Source organism: uncultured Phascolarctobacterium sp. (assembly GCF_905212365.1).
Classification (GTDB): Bacteria; Bacillota; Negativicutes; order Acidaminococcales; family Acidaminococcaceae; genus Phascolarctobacterium_A.
Genome location: NZ_CAJMEH010000051.1, coordinates 1 through 15,955, shown reverse-complemented (window position 1 = coordinate 15,955; position 15,955 = coordinate 1). Strand labels below are relative to the sequence as shown.

At 52.6% G+C, this 15,955-nt stretch carries 19 protein-coding genes; 18 read left to right on the top strand and 1 reads right to left on the bottom strand.

Going from position 1 to position 15,955, the window contains the following annotated elements:
• The 18 genes from QZ105_RS08145 to alr form a co-directional block, all read left to right on the top strand.
• A partial coding sequence (locus QZ105_RS08145) for an ATP-binding cassette domain-containing protein (protein WP_293729402.1) occupies positions 1 to 256 on the top strand: 256 nt, incomplete at its 5' end.
• A 4-nt stretch (positions 257 to 260) separates the two neighbouring features.
• Complete coding sequence (locus QZ105_RS08140) at positions 261 to 1,475, top strand: ABC transporter permease (RefSeq protein WP_293729401.1); 1,215 nt, start codon at positions 261 to 263, stop codon at positions 1,473 to 1,475.
• 41 nt (positions 1,476 to 1,516) lie between these two features.
• Entirely contained in the window at positions 1,517 to 1,720 is a 204-nt protein-coding gene (locus QZ105_RS08135) for a hypothetical protein (protein WP_293729400.1), read from the top strand.
• An 89-nt stretch (positions 1,721 to 1,809) separates the two neighbouring features.
• A complete protein-coding gene (nadD, locus tag QZ105_RS08130; protein ID WP_366936023.1) occupies positions 1,810 to 2,436 on the top strand; it encodes a nicotinate-nucleotide adenylyltransferase in 627 nt (208 codons plus the stop codon).
• Positions 2,437 to 3,012 (top strand): bis(5'-nucleosyl)-tetraphosphatase (symmetrical) YqeK, encoded by a 576-nt coding sequence (gene yqeK, locus QZ105_RS08125; RefSeq protein ID WP_293729397.1) that lies wholly within the window; start codon positions 2,437 to 2,439, stop codon positions 3,010 to 3,012.
• 12 nt (positions 3,013 to 3,024) lie between these two features.
• Positions 3,025 to 4,104 (top strand): LCP family protein, encoded by a 1,080-nt coding sequence (locus QZ105_RS08120; RefSeq protein WP_293729395.1) that lies wholly within the window; start codon positions 3,025 to 3,027, stop codon positions 4,102 to 4,104.
• 44 nt (positions 4,105 to 4,148) lie between these two features.
• Complete coding sequence (gene rsfS, locus QZ105_RS08115; RefSeq protein ID WP_293729394.1) at positions 4,149 to 4,505, top strand: ribosome silencing factor; 357 nt, start codon at positions 4,149 to 4,151, stop codon at positions 4,503 to 4,505.
• Positions 4,498 to 5,424: a S1-like domain-containing RNA-binding protein gene (locus QZ105_RS08110; RefSeq protein WP_293729393.1), complete on the top strand. Its 927-nt coding sequence runs from the start codon at positions 4,498 to 4,500 to the stop codon at positions 5,422 to 5,424. The genes rsfS and QZ105_RS08110 overlap by 8 nt, the downstream gene beginning before the upstream one ends.
• A 79-nt stretch (positions 5,425 to 5,503) precedes the next feature.
• A complete protein-coding gene (locus QZ105_RS08105; protein ID WP_293729392.1) occupies positions 5,504 to 6,244 on the top strand; it encodes a sulfite exporter TauE/SafE family protein in 741 nt (246 codons plus the stop codon).
• Positions 6,245 to 6,381: 137 nt separating this feature from the next.
• Positions 6,382 to 6,828 (top strand): DUF190 domain-containing protein, encoded by a 447-nt coding sequence (locus tag QZ105_RS08100; protein ID WP_293729391.1) that lies wholly within the window; start codon positions 6,382 to 6,384, stop codon positions 6,826 to 6,828.
• Positions 6,829 to 6,911: 83 nt separating this feature from the next.
• Positions 6,912 to 7,424 (top strand): hypothetical protein, encoded by a 513-nt coding sequence (locus QZ105_RS08095; RefSeq protein ID WP_293729390.1) that lies wholly within the window; start codon positions 6,912 to 6,914, stop codon positions 7,422 to 7,424.
• A complete protein-coding gene (locus QZ105_RS08090) occupies positions 7,414 to 8,814 on the top strand; it encodes an NAD(P)/FAD-dependent oxidoreductase (protein ID WP_293729389.1) in 1,401 nt (466 codons plus the stop codon). Before QZ105_RS08095 ends, QZ105_RS08090 begins: the two co-directional genes overlap by 11 nt.
• 41 nt (positions 8,815 to 8,855) lie before the next feature.
• Positions 8,856 to 9,242, top strand: a complete 387-nt coding sequence (locus QZ105_RS08085) for a hypothetical protein (RefSeq protein WP_293729388.1) — start codon at positions 8,856 to 8,858, stop codon at positions 9,240 to 9,242.
• A 107-nt stretch (positions 9,243 to 9,349) separates the two neighbouring features.
• Positions 9,350 to 9,787, top strand: a complete 438-nt coding sequence (locus QZ105_RS08080; protein ID WP_293729386.1) for a universal stress protein — start codon at positions 9,350 to 9,352, stop codon at positions 9,785 to 9,787.
• Between the two features lies 1 nt (position 9,788).
• Positions 9,789 to 10,205 carry a universal stress protein gene (locus QZ105_RS08075; RefSeq protein WP_293729385.1) on the top strand — a complete coding sequence of 139 codons (417 nt, stop codon included), beginning with the start codon at positions 9,789 to 9,791 and terminating at the stop codon, positions 10,203 to 10,205.
• A 221-nt stretch (positions 10,206 to 10,426) separates the two neighbouring features.
• The gene (nifJ, locus tag QZ105_RS08070; RefSeq protein ID WP_293729383.1) at positions 10,427 to 13,939 is read left to right on the top strand and encodes a pyruvate:ferredoxin (flavodoxin) oxidoreductase; all 3,513 of its coding nucleotides are present in this window, start codon (positions 10,427 to 10,429) and stop codon (positions 13,937 to 13,939) included.
• 18 nt (positions 13,940 to 13,957) lie between these two features.
• Positions 13,958 to 14,107, top strand: coding sequence for a hypothetical protein (locus QZ105_RS08065; RefSeq protein ID WP_293729382.1), 150 nt, complete (start codon positions 13,958 to 13,960; stop codon positions 14,105 to 14,107).
• Between the two features lie 160 nt (positions 14,108 to 14,267).
• Positions 14,268 to 15,386 (top strand): alanine racemase, encoded by a 1,119-nt coding sequence (gene alr, locus QZ105_RS08060; RefSeq protein WP_293729381.1) that lies wholly within the window; start codon positions 14,268 to 14,270, stop codon positions 15,384 to 15,386.
• Between the two features lie 202 nt (positions 15,387 to 15,588).
• Here the strand turns inward: alr and QZ105_RS08055 are convergent.
• Positions 15,589 to 15,955 (bottom strand): thiamine phosphate synthase (locus QZ105_RS08055; protein WP_293729380.1); only part of this gene is annotated, 367 nt, incomplete at its 5' end.

Here is a 15,955-nt window from a genome sequence, read left to right as displayed (position 1 = left end):
GGAAATGAGCGGCGGCCAGCGGCAGCGTGTGGCTATTGCCCGCGCGCTGATTAACGACCCGGCGATTATTATGGCCGACGAGCCGACGGGCAATCTGGATACGAAGTCCAGCTATGAGATTATGGATATTTTTAAAGAGATGAACAGCAGCGGCAAAACCGTGGTTATGGTTACGCATGAGCCGGACATTGCCGAGCAGACCAAGCGCATTCTGGTAATGCGCGACGGCAGGCTGGTCAGCGACGAAAGAAGGTAGCGGCATGTTAAACGAATCTATCAAAATGGCCCTGGACGGCATGATTTCCAACAAGCTGCGCACCTTCCTGACGCTGTTGGGCATCATTATCGGCGTAGGCGCGGTTATCGCTATGGTCAGCCTGGGCTTTGGCGTTAAGGAAAATATCAAGCAGAATATTTCCCGCTTGGGCAGCAATCTGCTGGTTATCACCAGCGGCGGGCGCACTGCTACGGGAGCGCGTTTGGCGGCGGGCGAGGGCGCTAAGCTGACCTACGACGACGCGCAGGCCATCGTGCGCCAGGTGGATGGAATCGCCGCTATGAGCGCCAGCGTGACCCAAAGCTATCAGCTGGTAGCGGGGAATCAAAACTGGACCAGCCGCGTGGAGGGTACTACTCCCAGCAACTTTACGATTCAAACTCTGGAGATAGAGGATGGACGTATTTTAAATGAGAAGGATTTGTCCAGCCGCGGCAGAGTAGCCGTAATCGGCAAAACCGTAGCCGACAGCCTTTTTCCGGACGGCGACCCTGTAGGCAAGGTTATGCGTATCAACAAGGCTCCCTTTCAGGTTATCGGCGTGCTGAAAAGCAAGGGACAGAGCGGCGTAGGGCAGGACCAGGACGACGTGGTTTATATTCCGCTGACGACGGCGCAGAACCGTATGATGGGTATTACTCATGTGCAGCGCATTACCTTGCAGGCCGAGGATGAAAATACCATTAACGATGTGCAGGCGGAAACGGAGCAGGTGCTGCGTTCGCGCCACAAGATAAAAGAAAACGATTACGACGATTTTACAGTGCGCAATATGGCGGCCATTATGGATACGATGATGGAAACGGCCAACAGCATTACGCTGCTGCTGGGCTGCATTGCGGCTATCTCCCTGCTGGTCGGCGGCATCGGCATTATGAATATTATGCTGGTTTCCGTAACCGAGCGTACCAGGGAAATAGGCATTCGCAAGGCGTTAGGCGCTACCTATAATAATATTCTGCTGCAATTTCTGATTGAGGCCATGGTTATCGGCATCGTGGGCGGTACGCTGGGCGTGGTGCTGGGCGTGGGCGCTTCCTTTGCCATCAGTCATTTTGCCGGCTGGAATACGGTGATTTCCATGTGGGCAATTATTATCGCGGTAGTCTTTTCTGTGGGCATCGGCCTGTTCTTCGGCATTTATCCTGCAAGGAAGGCGGCGCTGTTGGATCCTATCGACGCTTTAAGATATGAGTAATTTAGAAGCGCCATAGCACGTCATCTGCTCAATAATAACTTATGAAAAACTATTTGAAAAATCTTCCCGATAAACGCTGCCCGCAAAAAAATAACGCCGCTTTCGGCGAATACGTGCAGGCCTTCTTGGACTTTCTGAGAAGGCCTAAAACTGTTTTTGATTTGCAGGACAGACTGCGACTGGCGCTGCTGCTGATAGCTGTAATTATTCTGCTGCAAAAGGTTGTAGAATTGCTTTGTGATTGATATAATAAAATGATAGAGTAGATGCGGCGCAAGCCCATGTACAATGAAGCCGGCTGCCGCGGCAAGAGCGGCGGCTGAGCGTGAGGAGGATGGCTGTGGCTGGCGGCAAGCTTGGCATATTGGGCGGAACCTTTGACCCGATTCATATGGGACACCTGCAAATGGCAGAGGCCGTTTACCGGCGCATGGGGCTGTCGCAGGTGCTGTTTATTCCCGCATATGTGCCTCCGCATAAGGTGGGTATGTACTTCGCTGCGGCGGAGGAGCGTTATGCCATGACCGAACTGGCGGTGGCTGCTTACCCATACTTTACTGTGTCCGATATGGAGCTGCGGCGCAGCGGCGTGTCCTACACCATCGATACTATCCGGGAGCTGCATAAGCTTTATGCGGAGCAGCAGCTGTATTTTATCATCGGCGCAGACAGCGTGGCGCAGCTGCACACTTGGCATAATATTGAAGAAATGCTGGAGCTGATTACCTTTGTGGCAGCCGGACGCCCGGGTTACGAGGGTGTGATGGAGCAGGTGGCGCAGCGCTTGGGGCAACGGGCGCGGGAGCGCATCATATTGCTGGATACGCCTGAATACGATATTTCCTCTACCGATATCCGCGCCCGCATCAGACGGCAGGAAAGCTTGGCCGGATTGGTGCCGCAGGCGGTGGAGCAATATATTTACCGGCATGATTTGTATATAAAGCAGGAGAAACTATAAATGATGAAGCTGGAAGAAATGAAGCGTGTTTTAAAGGAATCTTTGCCGCCCAAGCGGTACAGGCATTCCGTTAATGTTTATGAAACGGCGCTGGAGCTCGCCGCAGCGCATAAGCTGCCGGTAGAGAGGATTGCGGTGTCCGCACTGCTCCATGACTGCGGTCGTGAGGTAGGCAGCAAGGACAGCGTGGCTAAGGCCAGGGAGCTGGGACTGCCAGTTGACGAGGTGGAGCTGCAGCAGCCGATTTTGCTCCATGCTAAAATCGGCGTTTATAACGCTATGCACAAGTACGGCGTGGCCGATCAGGAAATTTTGGACGGCATTCTGTACCATACTACGGGCATCGACGGGATGACGCCTTTGGCCAAGGTGGTTTTTTTGGCCGACATGGTGGAGCCGGGCCGCGATTTTCCCGGTGTGGAGGAGCTGCGCAGGCTGGCGCGTAAGGATTTGGACAAGGCCATGCTGCTGGCTTACGGGAATACTATCCGTTATTTGCTGGACGAGGGGCAGCTGATTCATCCTCACTGCATCAGCGGCTATAACGAGCTGCTTTTGGCAGCGAAAAAGCGGTAGGCGGGTGTTGTTATGGAAGAACAGACTAACGGACAGCAGGAGCATCCGCGCCGCGTAAAGCGCAAGCTGCGCTGGGGCAGGCTGCTGTGCTTTTTGCTGCTGATTGGATTATTTGGCACAGGGCTATTTTGGTGCAGCGTTTGGATTTACGATAACCTGATTAACCCGCCCCAGGCACAAATTGCTGCGGCTGACGACAGTATCCGTCAGAATGAAAAGCTTAACGAGCGCATTAACGTGCTGCTCTTAGGCATTGACGACGGCGACAGCGAGGCTGCCGAATCGGAGCCTAAGCGGACGGACGCCGTTATTCTGCTGAGCTTTGACCCGCAGCAGAACAAGGTGGCGGTGCTTTCCATCCCCCGCGATACCAAGGTGGTGCTGCCGGGGCATAAGGACCCGGATAAGATCAACGCGGCTTATGCTTACGGCGGCGCGGTAATGGCTAAGCAGACGGTGGCGAATTTGCTGCGAGTGCCTATCCATTATTACTGCTTGGCAGATTGGCGCGGCTTTATCGACATCGTGAACCTTATCGGCGGCGTCGATATCTATGTGGATAAGGATATGTATTACGAGGACCCCTACGCCGATCTGGTCATCGATATTAAGCATGGCTACCAGCATATGGACGGCGAGACGGCGGGCAAATATGTGCGCTTCCGCAAGGACGAGCTGGGCGATATCGGCCGTGTGCAGCGGCAGCAAAAGTTTTTAAAGGCTGCGGCGGAGCAGATGTTTTCCGTACAGAATATGACTAAGGTCAGCAGTCTGCTGGCGGCGCTGGATAAATATATCCAGACCGACCTGAATACGGTGACGATGCTCAAGGCAGCCAACAGCTTTAAGCTGTTCGGCGACGATAAGGTGCGCATCTGCATGCTGTATGGCCAATTTGACGACAGCAGCGGCGTCAGCTATTGGGCTGCGGACCAGGAGTCTGTGAATAAGTCGCTGGAGGAGCTGGGCATTCCCTATGAGAAGGAGGATGCAGCCAACGAGCAGTCTGCGGAACAGGCCGCGGCCGAGGAAACTCCTGTCGAGCATTTACAGCCGCTGGACAGGGACCAGCTTGATAAGGAAAAGCAATAAATGCCACAGGCATTATGGATAGAGGATTAAAAGGAGGACATTAAATGGAAACTAAAGCAATCGCAACGAAAATTGCCGCTGCGGCTAACGATAAAAAGGCAAAGGATATTTTGCTGCTGAATATGGAGGGCTTGTCCCCTGTAACTGATTATTATGTAATTTGCAGCGCCGGCAACAGCAATCTGGTAAAAACCATTGCCGATAATATTGAAGATAAGCTGGGCGAGGACGGCGTTTTCCCCAAGCACAAGGAGGGCTATGCCGACGGCCGTTGGATTCTGCTGGACTACGGCGACATCGTGGCTCACGTCTTTTTGGAGGAAGAACGCGATTTTTATAATTTAGAGCAGCTGTGGGCCGACGCTCCGTCCGAGGCCTTTGTGGAGAATAGCAATGAATGATAATACAAGGGGCTTTGGGCGTAAGCCGGCGGCTCCGCAGAATAATACCAAATACCGTCCCGGAGACGTGGTTACGCTGAAGGTAGTGCGCTTAGGTGAAATGGGCGCTTTTTTGGACGCCGCCACCGGCAATACTAGCGACGACATTCTGCTGCATAAGCAACAGCAGACTAAGGAGTTGCAGATAGGCGACGAGGTTAAGGTATACTTGTATCTGGACCCAAGCAAGCGCCTGACCGCCAGCATGAACCTGCCTAAAATGCGCGAGGGCCAGCTGGGCTATGTGCGTGTGCTCAGCGTTACCCGCGACGGCGGCTTTGTGGACATCGGCGCGGAACGCGGCGTGTTTTTGCCTTACAGCCAAATGCGCGGCCATGTAGTGCCGGGGCAGTTGGTGTGGGTGAAGCTGTACCGCGATAAAAGCGGCCGCCCGGCAGTTACCATGCGGGTGGAGGAGGATATGGTGCGCGCCTCTAAACCGGCAACAGGCTTAAAGGTGGGCGATAAGGTAACGGGCACTATTTATAATATTCTGCCCGAAGGCTTTTTTATTCTGACAGACCAACGCTTCTTAGCCTTTCTGCACCGCAGCGAGGTGCCGGGAGGACGGCTGGACTTCGGCCAGCAGGTAAATTGCCGCGTTACCTATATCCGCGAGGATGGGCGCATTAACGTATCCATGCGCTTGCAGAAGGAAAACGCTCTGATTGCCGACGCACAGGATATTTACGATTTCTTGGTAAAGCGTAACGGCAGTATGCCCTATTGCGATACTACGCCGCTGGAAATCATCAAGCAGAAATTTGGCATCAGCAAGGCGGCATTTAAGCGCGCTTTGGGGCATCTGATGAAGGAAGGAAAAATCAGGCAGGAGGACGGCTGGACCTATCTGCTGGAACAGGATTCGCAGAAGAAATAAAGGACGGACAGGGGGAGCTTTGCAGACGGCGTAAGCTGCCTGCAAAGCTTTCCTGTCTGCCGCTGTTTTTGGAGGCTTTATGGATATCGAAAATTTACTGCTGGCGGGAGGCATAATTTTTCTCGGCTCTTTCTTTGCGACGATTTCCGGCTTTGGCTTCGCATTGGTGGCGACGCCGCTACTGTCGCTTATCATGCCGGTAAAATGGGCCATTATCTTTATTCTGGTGCTGACCGTGGTGCTGCGTATTTTAACTATGTATCGCGTATGGGGCCAGTTCGATTGGAACACGGTGCTGACTACCTCCGTCGGCAGCTTGGTCGGCATGGTTCCGGGCAGTATGCTGCTGCATAAATTTTCTGTGAGCCATATGGAAATCTTTTTAGGCGTGGTGCTGCTGCTGGCTACCTTTTTGATGAGCAGGCAGTACACGGTAAGAATCAGCAGTCAAACCGGCGGCAGGTTGGGCGCAGGCTTTTTAAGCGGCTTTTTTGGCGCTTGTACCAGCGTCAGCGGACCGCCGTTGGTGCTGTACTTCTTGAATGAGCATACGGAAAAAAACTTGATGCGCGCCAATATGATTTGGATTTTTGGCCTGACTGGTATGCTGATGGTAGTTGTCAGCTATTTCGCAGGCAATATCGGTACTGTGGAAAACTGGAACTATATGTATACGATGGTACCGGGAACTATCGCAGGCATTATGGCAGGCGAGCGCATGTTTTACAGGCTTAATCAGGAGCTGTTCCGCAGGCTGTCGTTGATGATAGTTTTAGCCGGAGCCGTAATGATGCTGATTAACGGCTGGCGGGGTATGTAATAGAAAAATTTCTGTATTTTCTATTACATTTTTGTTAAATTCTAAATTCCTTTACAAATTCTGCTTACATCGAGAAACGCAACGTGCTATAATGAAATAAAAATAAGTTAGCAATATTTACTCTGGGGGTGACGCTAATGACTTTTGAGTTCAATAAAACGACGTTTTTAAAAGTTTATACCGGCGAGGATGTGCTTTATAACGACGTGCCTTTGTATAAGGCTATCATGCGCGAAGCGCACCGGCTTGGCCTGGCAGGAGGCACTGTCATTAAGGGAGTCGAAGGCTTTGCTACTAAGATGCGCGGCGTAGGACGCGCTGTCAATACCTTTATCAGCGGCAACGCTAATTTGCCCGTTGTCGTAGAAATTGTGGACAGCCGTGAAAATATCGATAAGATTTTGCCCTTCCTGGAAAAGAACGCTACTAACGCTTTAGTGACGATTCAGGAAAGCACTTTCATGGTGACGGATTATATGCGGAAGCGCGGCTACGGCGACCGTATGGTTGGCGCTCCTCCGAAAACGCAAAAGGAAAGACAATTGGCGCAGCAAAATTTGCAGCAGCAGCAACAACAGCAGTAAAGTAAGAATAAGGTGTAAAAATGAAAACCGCAGTCCAGATTTTGAACTGCGGTTTTTCGTGATGTTCAGAAAGGAGCGCAATCATGGAACAGGAAAAACGGCAGAACGAAGCGGAGGAGGCAAAGACTGTGGAGGTTATCGACGACCGGATGCGCGAGGAAGAAGCGGAATCGCTGTGCCGTTGGGCGGCAGCCCGCGCAGGAGTAATTGTAGTGGCGCCTTTGCTGGGTACTATGAGCTTGATTGCCAACGAAATATATTTGATTATAAAATTAGGCAAGGCTTACGGCGAAGAAATCAGCGAGCAGGCTGCGGTCAGCGTACTGGGCAGCTTGGGCGCGTATTTTGTCGGCAGTACGCTGACGACCTTGATTCCCTTTGCGCCGCTGCAGATTCCCGTGGCCGTAGGCACTACCTACGCTTTGGGCCGCGTCGTTACCGAATGGCTCAAGGCCGGTAAGCCCAAGGATATGAGCGCCTTTAAAACTGTGTACGAAGACGCTTTGGCCAGCGCCAAGAAAAATATTAATTTGTTCAAGAATAATCCGAAGAAGGACGAACCCTTGGGCGACGAGAAAAAGCATTATGACATTTAGGAGAATGAGCATGTACGACGTAGCTATTATCGGCGGCGGTCCGGCCGCAATTTTCGCAGCCTATGAATTTGTGATGAAGTATCCGAAGCTGAAGGTGGCGCTGCTGGAGGCGGGCAACGATATTGACAAACGCTTTTGCCCTTTGGCGGCTAAAAAGGTTGACCACTGCATTAACTGCAAGCCTTGCAGCATTATGCGCGGCTTTGGCGGCGCCGGAGCTTTTTCCGACGGCAAGTATAATTTTACGACGGAATTTGGCGGTTGGCTTAACGAATACCTGCCGGAGGAACAGGTTATCGAGCTGATAGATTATGTGGACGAGCTGAACTGCCGTCACGGCGCTCCCGGCGAATATTTTACCACTAAGAACAGCGATATCGGCCGCAAGGCGCTGCGTTACGATTTGCATTTGCTCAACGCCAAGGTGCGCCATCTGGGCACGGAAAATAATCTGGTGATTATGGAAAATATTTATAAGTTTCTGCGCGATAAAATTACCATCCGCTGCAATACGGCGGTGGAGGAAATCGTGCGCTTGGAGGATGGTACCTTCGAGCTGGCTGCGGCTAAGGGCGAAAATGTGCGCTGCAAATATCTCATCGCCGCGCCGGGACGCGCAGGCGCGGAATGGTATACGGAGCAGTGCCGCAAAATGGGCCTAAGCTTTATTAATAATCAGGTGGATATCGGCGTGCGCGTCGAGGTTCCGGCCGATGTGTTCAAGCACATTACGGACGAGGTGTACGAGGCGAAAATTTTGTACCGCACCCAGGTTTATAACGATATGGTGCGCACCTTCTGCATGAATCCTTACGGCTATGTGGTAGCGGAAAACACCGACGGCATTATCACTGTTAACGGCCACAGCTACCGCGACCCCAAACTGCACAGCAAGAATACCAATTTCGCTTTGCTGGTCAGCAGCAAATTTACCGAGCCATTCCACGAGCCGCTGCAATACGGCAAGCGCATCGCTTCTTTTTCTAATATGCTGGGCGGCGGCGTTTTGGTGCAGCGTTTCGGCGATTTGGTAAAGGGACGCCGGACTAATGAAAAGCGTTTGCTTAAGAGCTTTACCAAGCCGACGCTGAGCGCAACGCCGGGAGATTTAAGCTTGGTCTTGCCTAAACGCCAGCTAGATGATATTATTGAAATGATTTATGCGTTGGATAAGATTGCGCCCGGTATGGCTAATGCCGACACGTTGCTGTACGGCGTGGAGGTAAAATTCTACAGCGCGCGTTTGGAGCTGGACGGCAATTTGGAAACGAAGATTCCCAATATGTTCGCTGTGGGCGACGGCGCAGGCATTACCCGCGGTCTGAGCCAGGCCAGTGCCAGCGGCGTGTGGGCGGCGCGAGTTATTGGCCGCCGCGCTGCCGAGAACTGAAAATTTTATCCGCAGGCAATATTAAGGAAGGTGTTTAAAGAGTGAATTTTGAATTCTTTGCGTTCTTGGTGTTTATGTCCTTTGTGTCCTTCAGCGTGGCCTTTTTAGCTTATGGCATGGTAGTGCGCTTTATGGGCAAGGAGGGTTTCGCTTCGCGGCTGGGACAGATTATTTTAGTGCCCGCCTGCATCGTTATCTATGATTTTATTACGATGGCCGCGCCCAGCGGCTACCGTTATCTGGTCGGCGGTCTGCCATTGCTGGCCTGCGCCGCTATCGCGCTGTACTTTCGTTTTGTTAAGGGCGAAAACTTTGCCGAAGCTAAAAAATCTCCCAGCGAGCTGGCGCAGCTGGCAGCGGAGCCGAAAAAGTTCAGCAAAAAATCCGCGCGCATTCACGCCGCAAGAAAAAATCGCGGCGGCAAATAAAAAAGCAGGAAAAACGCCGCTGCAAACAGAATAATATAGTATAAGGATGTTTGAGCTGCATCTTTCGTTTGGCAAATAGCTAATGCAACACTATGGAGGTGCTTTATATGTTTACGAAAATTCTTATTCCTGTTGATGGCAGCGAGGGCTCTTGGAGAGCTTTGTCCACAGCTGTGCAGCTGGGTGAAAAATTTGCCAGCGAGCTGCTGGTAGTAAACGTAATTCAACCGTATAATAACGCCGCTTTGCTGGCGGTTCCTTTAGATCACGCTACTATTACTCAGGGCAATAACGAGCTGGAAAAGGTTGGCGATAAAGTTTTGGAGATGGCCGAAGAAAGATTGGCCGACTATCCCCATAAAATTGAATTTACTTTGGAGGTAGGGCATCCATCCGAGCGCATTATCGCTTTGGCGAAAAAGGCCAACGCCGACGCTATCGTTATTGGCAGCCGCGGTCTGTCCGGCATTGCCGAATTTTTCCTGGGCAGCGTAAGCTCCAAGGTATCCCAGTATGCCAGCGTTCCCGTTCTCATTGTGAAATAAAATGCTGCGCCGCATTTTGGTACCGATTGACGGTACGGATTATTCTTGGAGAGCGTTGGAATACGCCTGCGCTTTAGTTTCGCTGAGCGGGGGCAGTCTGGTGGTCATGACGGTTTCTTCGGGACATCATACGCAGCCTGTCGTTGCAGCCGACGGCGATTGCCTGTACGCCCAGATAGGCGACGAGGTGCTGGATTCGGCTCACGCTATGATGCTGGCGAAAAATATCGACTGTACCTATTTGCTGGAAAACGGCGGCAATATTGCCGAAAATATTCTGCAGACGGTGCAGGAGGAAAAATGCGACGGCATCGTTTTGGGCAGCCGCGGCATGGGCGTGCTGGAGGGGCTGTTCCGCAGCAGCGTCAGCCAGGTGGTTTTGGAGGGCGCGACCGTTCCCGTAACAATCGTAAAATGAAAAGATCAAGCTCCGGTGGGGTTCCTGCCGGAGCTTTTTATGCTACATTCAAGCCATACTTGTAAAAATTCTGTATACATCATCGTTTACTGCGGCTTTTGGTTTTACAAAACACAACGAATAGTGTATACTAAATGTGTCGGCCGGATTAGGACCGGCTCTGAATAAGGTCAAGCGCTTAATTTATAATTTAGAAGTACATTTGGAAAGAAGGGAATTTAATGGTCAAAATGAAAACTATGGATGGCAACACTGCCGCTGCGTATATCTCTTACGCTTTTACTGATGTTGCCGCAATTTATCCCATTACGCCGTCCTCTCCCATGGCGGAGGTAGTAGACGAATGGTCTGCTCAAGGCAAAAAGAATATTTTTGGTCAATCAGTTAAGCTGTTGGAAATGCAGTCCGAGGCCGGCGCCTCCGGCGCAGTGCACGGCTCTTTGCAATCCGGCGCGCTGACGACTACCTACACTGCATCCCAGGGCTTGCTGCTGATGATTCCTAATATGTATAAAATGGCCGGCGAGCTGCTGCCCGCCGTATTCCATGTATCTGCCCGCGCGCTGGCTACCAGCTCTCTGTCCATCTTCGGCGACCATCAGGACGTTATGGCCGCCCGTCAGACCGGCTTTGCCCTGCTGGCCGAAGGCAGTGTGCAGGAGGTTATGGATTTAGCCGGCGTAGCGCATTTATCCGCTATTAAAGGCCGTGTGCCCTTCCTCAATTTCTTTGACGGCTTCCGTACATCCCATGAGATTCAAAAAATCGAGGTTTTGGATTACGATGATCTGGCTAAGCTGCTGGATAAGGATGCCGTTGCAGCGTTCCGCAAACGCGGCTTGAACCCGGATAATCCTGTTATCCGTGGCACGGCGCAGAACCCGGATATTTATTTCCAAACCCGCGAGGCTGTCAACAGCTATTATGAAGAGCTGCCGGAAATCGTGGAAGAATATATGGGCAAAATTAAAGAGCTGACCGGCCGCGAATATCATCTGTTTAATTATTACGGCGCTGACGATGCTGAAAATATCATCATTACCATGGGCTCCAGCACGGAAACCGCGCGCACCGTTGTGGAAGCGCTCAATGCCGAAGGAAAAAAGGTCGGCGTACTGTGCGTACATCTGTATCGTCCCTTCAGCGTAAAGCATTTTATGGACGCTATTCCGCAGACTGTAAAGCGCATTGCCGTTCTGGATCGCACCAAAGAGCCCGGCTCCTTTGGCGAACCGCTGTATTTGGACGTGCGCGCCGCTTTCTACACCAGCGACCGCCAGCCGTTGATTATCGGCGGCCGTTACGGCTTAGGCTCCAAAGATCTGCTGCCCGGCGATATCGTGGCCGTATTTGATAATCTGGCTGCTGCCGAGCCGAAAAACAATTTCACTATTTCCATTACCGACGATTTGTCCCATACCTCTCTGCCCAGAGTTGAGGGCGTGGACGTAACTGCTGCCGGCACTAAAGCCTGCAAGTTCTGGGGCTTGGGCAGCGACGGTACTGTCGGCGCTAATAAGAGCGCTATTAAAATCATCGGCGACTATACGGATATGTACGCTCAAGGCTATTTCTCCTACGATAGTAAAAAGTCCGGCGGCGTAACCGTTTCCCATCTGCGTTTCGGTCATACGCCGATTATGGCTCCGTATCTTATCGACAGAGCCGATTTTGTAGCCGTGCATAATCAGTCCTATGTTCACGGCTATGACGTTACCTCCGGCCTGAAAAAGGGCGGCACCTTCCTGCTCAACTGCACCTGGACTGCGGACGAGCTGGACGAACAGCTTCCCGGCCAGCTGAAACGCTACATTGCCGAGAACGATGTTAAATTCTATATTATCGACGCCGTGAAGATTGCGCAGGAAATCGGCCTGGGCGGTCGCATCAACATGATTATGCAGTCGGCTTTCTTCAAGCTGGCTGATATTATTCCTTTGGATGATGCTGTGAAGTATCTGAAGGACGCCGTAGAGCATTCCTACGGCAAGAAGGGCCAGAACGTCGTCGATATGAATAACGCTGCTATCGACAAGGGCATCAACGCTATCGTCAAGGTAGATGTTCCCGCTTCCTGGGCCGAGGCTGCCGATACTCCTGTCGCCGCCGCTACCGGCAATGATTTCGTAGATAAGCTGCTGGTTCCCATGAACCGCCTGGAGGGCGACAAGCTGCCCGTCAGCGCCTTTAAGGATTATGCCGACGGCACCTTCCCCAGCGGCACCTCCGCTTATGAAAAACGCGGCATCGCTATCAACGTTCCCGAATGGCAGATTGACAGCTGCATTCAATGTAACCAGTGCGCCTTTGTTTGCCCGCACGCAGCTATCCGTCCCGTTTTGATGACGGAGGAAGAAGCTGCCGAGGCTCCGGCAACCTTGCCGTCCAAGCCTGCTATCGGCGCTAAGGGCATGAACTTCGCCATTACTATTTCGCCTTTGGACTGCACCGGCTGCGGCAACTGCGCTCAGGTTTGCCCGGCTCCCAAAGCCAAGGCTCTCGTTATGAAGCCGCTGGAAAGCCAGCTGCCTAAGACCGAAGCTTGGGAATACAGCCAGCATACCGTTGCGCCTAAGGATAATCCTTTAAATAAAAAGACTATGAAGGGCATTCAATTTGAAAAGCCCTTGCTGGAATTCAGCGGCGCCTGCGCAGGCTGCGGCGAAACTCCTTACGCTAAGCTGGTAACTCAGCTGGTAGGCGACCGTATGATGATTGCCAACGCTACTGGCTGTACCTCCATTTGGGGCGCGTCCGCTCCCTCCATGCCGTACACCAAAAACTGCGCCGGTCATGGTCCCAGCTGGGCAAACTCCCTCTTTGAGGATAACGCCGAATACGGCTTGGGTATGTTCCTGGGCGTTAAGCAATCCCGCGAGCGCGTAGCCGAAATGATTAAGGCTATGCCGCTGGAACAGGCCCCCGCAGACCTGCGCGAGGCTGCTACCGCTTGGCTGGAGCATATGAACGAGAGCGAAGGCACTCGCGAGCGCGCCGACGCTTTGACCGCAGCTTTGGAAAAATACAAGGACGACTGCGATAAATGCGCCGCTCTGTATGCTGAAAAGCAATTCTTCGTAAAACGCAGCCACTGGATTTTCGGCGGCGACGGCTGGGCTTACGATATTGGCTATGGCGGTTTGGATCATGTTTTGGCTTCCGGCGAGAATGTTAACGTCATGGTATTCGATACCGAGGTTTATTCCAATACCGGCGGTCAATCCTCCAAATCCACTCCGACTGCCGCTATCGCCAAATTCGCTGCCAGCGGCAAAAAGACTAAGAAGAAAGATTTGGGCATGATGGCTATGAGCTACGGCTACGTTTATGTGGCTCAGGTAGCTATGGGCGCAGATAAGAACCAAACGCTGAAGGCTATTGCCGAGGCCGAGGCTTATGAAGGCCCGTCCCTGATTATCGCTTACGCGCCCTGCATCAACCACGGCCTGAAGGTGGGCATGGGCTGCAGCCAGCTGGAAGAAAAGCGTGCTGTGGATTGCGGCTACTGGGCAACCTATCGCTACAATCCGGAGCTGAAGGCAGCAGGCAAGAATCCGTTCATTCTGGATTCCAAGGAGCCGACGCAAAACTTCCGCGAGTTCCTCATGGGCGAGGTTCGCTTCAGCTCCTTGCAAAAGATGTTCCCCGACACTGCCGAGGCTTTGTTTGAGAAGACGGAAAAGGACGCTAAGGAACGCCTGGACGGCTATAAAAAGCTGGCAGGCAAGGAATAAAATTAAGGAGGCACGGCTATGGCATATTATATCGCAGGCGCGGCAGCCGCTCTGCTGCTGGTGCTGGCGGCGCGCCGTTACTTTGGCAAAAAGTACGGCGGCCAGAGGCGCTGCGGCGGCTGTCAGGACTGCCCCTATGCCAAGGGCTGTGCTTCACATAAAAAATAAAATATCATTATATCATTGACAAAATCATCTACAAGATATATTCTTATAATACAGTTTGTTTACTGGCGTCAGCCGAAAACTGTAGTGTGAACTAACGCCGCAGCAAGAACGCTTTGTCTGCGGCTTATTTTTTGAGTATCTTCAGGCAGGAGGCGATTACATGCATATTCAGCGCGGCGCGTGGGCGGAAATTAATCTTGACGCTATAGCTCATAATGTGCAGACGGCCAAGGCCAACCTCAAGCCGACTACCAAACTGTGCGCCGTGGTTAAGGCGGACGCCTACGGTCATGGCGCGGTGCGCGTGGCTCAGGAGGCGGCGCGCAACGGAGCTGATTTTTTTGCAGTCGCTTTATTGCAGGAGGCTATCAAGCTGCGCGACGCCGGGATTGACCAGCCTATTTTGGTGCTGGGCTCGCTGCTGCCGGAGGTGGCCGATATTTGCGTGCGCTACGATATCAGTCATGCGGTTTTTGACGAAGAAAGGCTGTATGCATTAAATGCGGCGGCTGTGAAGCTGCATACCAGGGCGAAAATTCACATTGCCGTGGATACCGGTATGCACCGCATCGGCGTGCATGTGCGCGACGCCGGACGCTTTGCCAAGCTGGCCGCTTCGCTGCCGGGAATTTATATCGAAGGCGTCTTTTCTCATTTCGCTACGGCTGACGCCGACGATAAGCAGTATGCCGCGTATCAGTTCGCCCGCTTTCAGGAGGCCTTGGCTTTAATCGAAGCCGAGGGCGTGCATGTGCCCATTCGCCATATAGCCAACAGCGCCGCTTTGACGGAGCTGCAGGAATATCAGCTGGATATGGTGCGTCAGGGCATAACCCTGTACGGCCTGCATCCTGCGCATATGATAGATTGCTACAAAAATTTTGAACCGGTCATGACGGTAAAAACCCAGGTCAGCTTTGTCAAAACGCTGCCTGCCGGTAATACCATCGGTTATGGCCGCACTTATACTACGCCCCGCACAAGCGTTATCGCCACCGTGCCCATCGGCTATGCCGACGGCGTGAGCCGACGCTTGTCCAATAAGGGCTATATGATGATTAACGGTATGCGGGCCCCCATTGTGGGCAAGGTCTGCATGGACCAGGTCATGCTGGACGTTACGGATATTCCCGGAGTGCAGCTGGGCAGCGAGGTAGTCGTCTTTGGCGGCCGCGAGCTGCCGATGGAGCTGGTCGCCGAATGGGCGGATACCATTTGCTATGAAATCGTTTGCAATGTAAGTCCGCGAGTGCCGCGTGAATATGTACGCGGCAATTAAAACGCTGCACGCAGACGGCGTTTTTCTTCCTTACGCTTTCCCTTATTTTATGGCTGCCGGAGGATTTTTCCAAAGGCAGTCCTTTTTTCTTTTTAAAAACTAAATTTGCGCAAGCAAAAACGCAGAGAAAAATGTACCGGTCCCCGCGAAGTCAGACTCAAAAATCTGACGCTGGGAGGCGGCGCAAAATTCTCTGCGTTTTTTAAATTTGCATATAGGCCGACATAATGCAGGCTCCTGCGGCGCCGCACTCCCGCAATTCCTGCCATTGCGCGGCGTTAAGCCCTACGCCGCCGATGGCGTAAACCGGCATGTGGCTGCTGCGGCAGATTTGGCGCAGAAAATCCAGCCCTCGCGGCGGCAGGCCGGGCTTGCAGCTTGTGGCGTAAATGTGCCCGGCGACCAGCTGCGTTGCGCCGCATTCTACGGCTTGCCGCGCTTCCTCCAAACTGTGGACGGAAACGCTGATGTCGCTGAAAAAGCTGCGGCTTGAGGGCGGCAGCGCAAGTAAATTTTTCAGCGGCAGGTGCAGGCGGGTCACGCCAAGCTGCTGCGCCAGCTGCCAATGG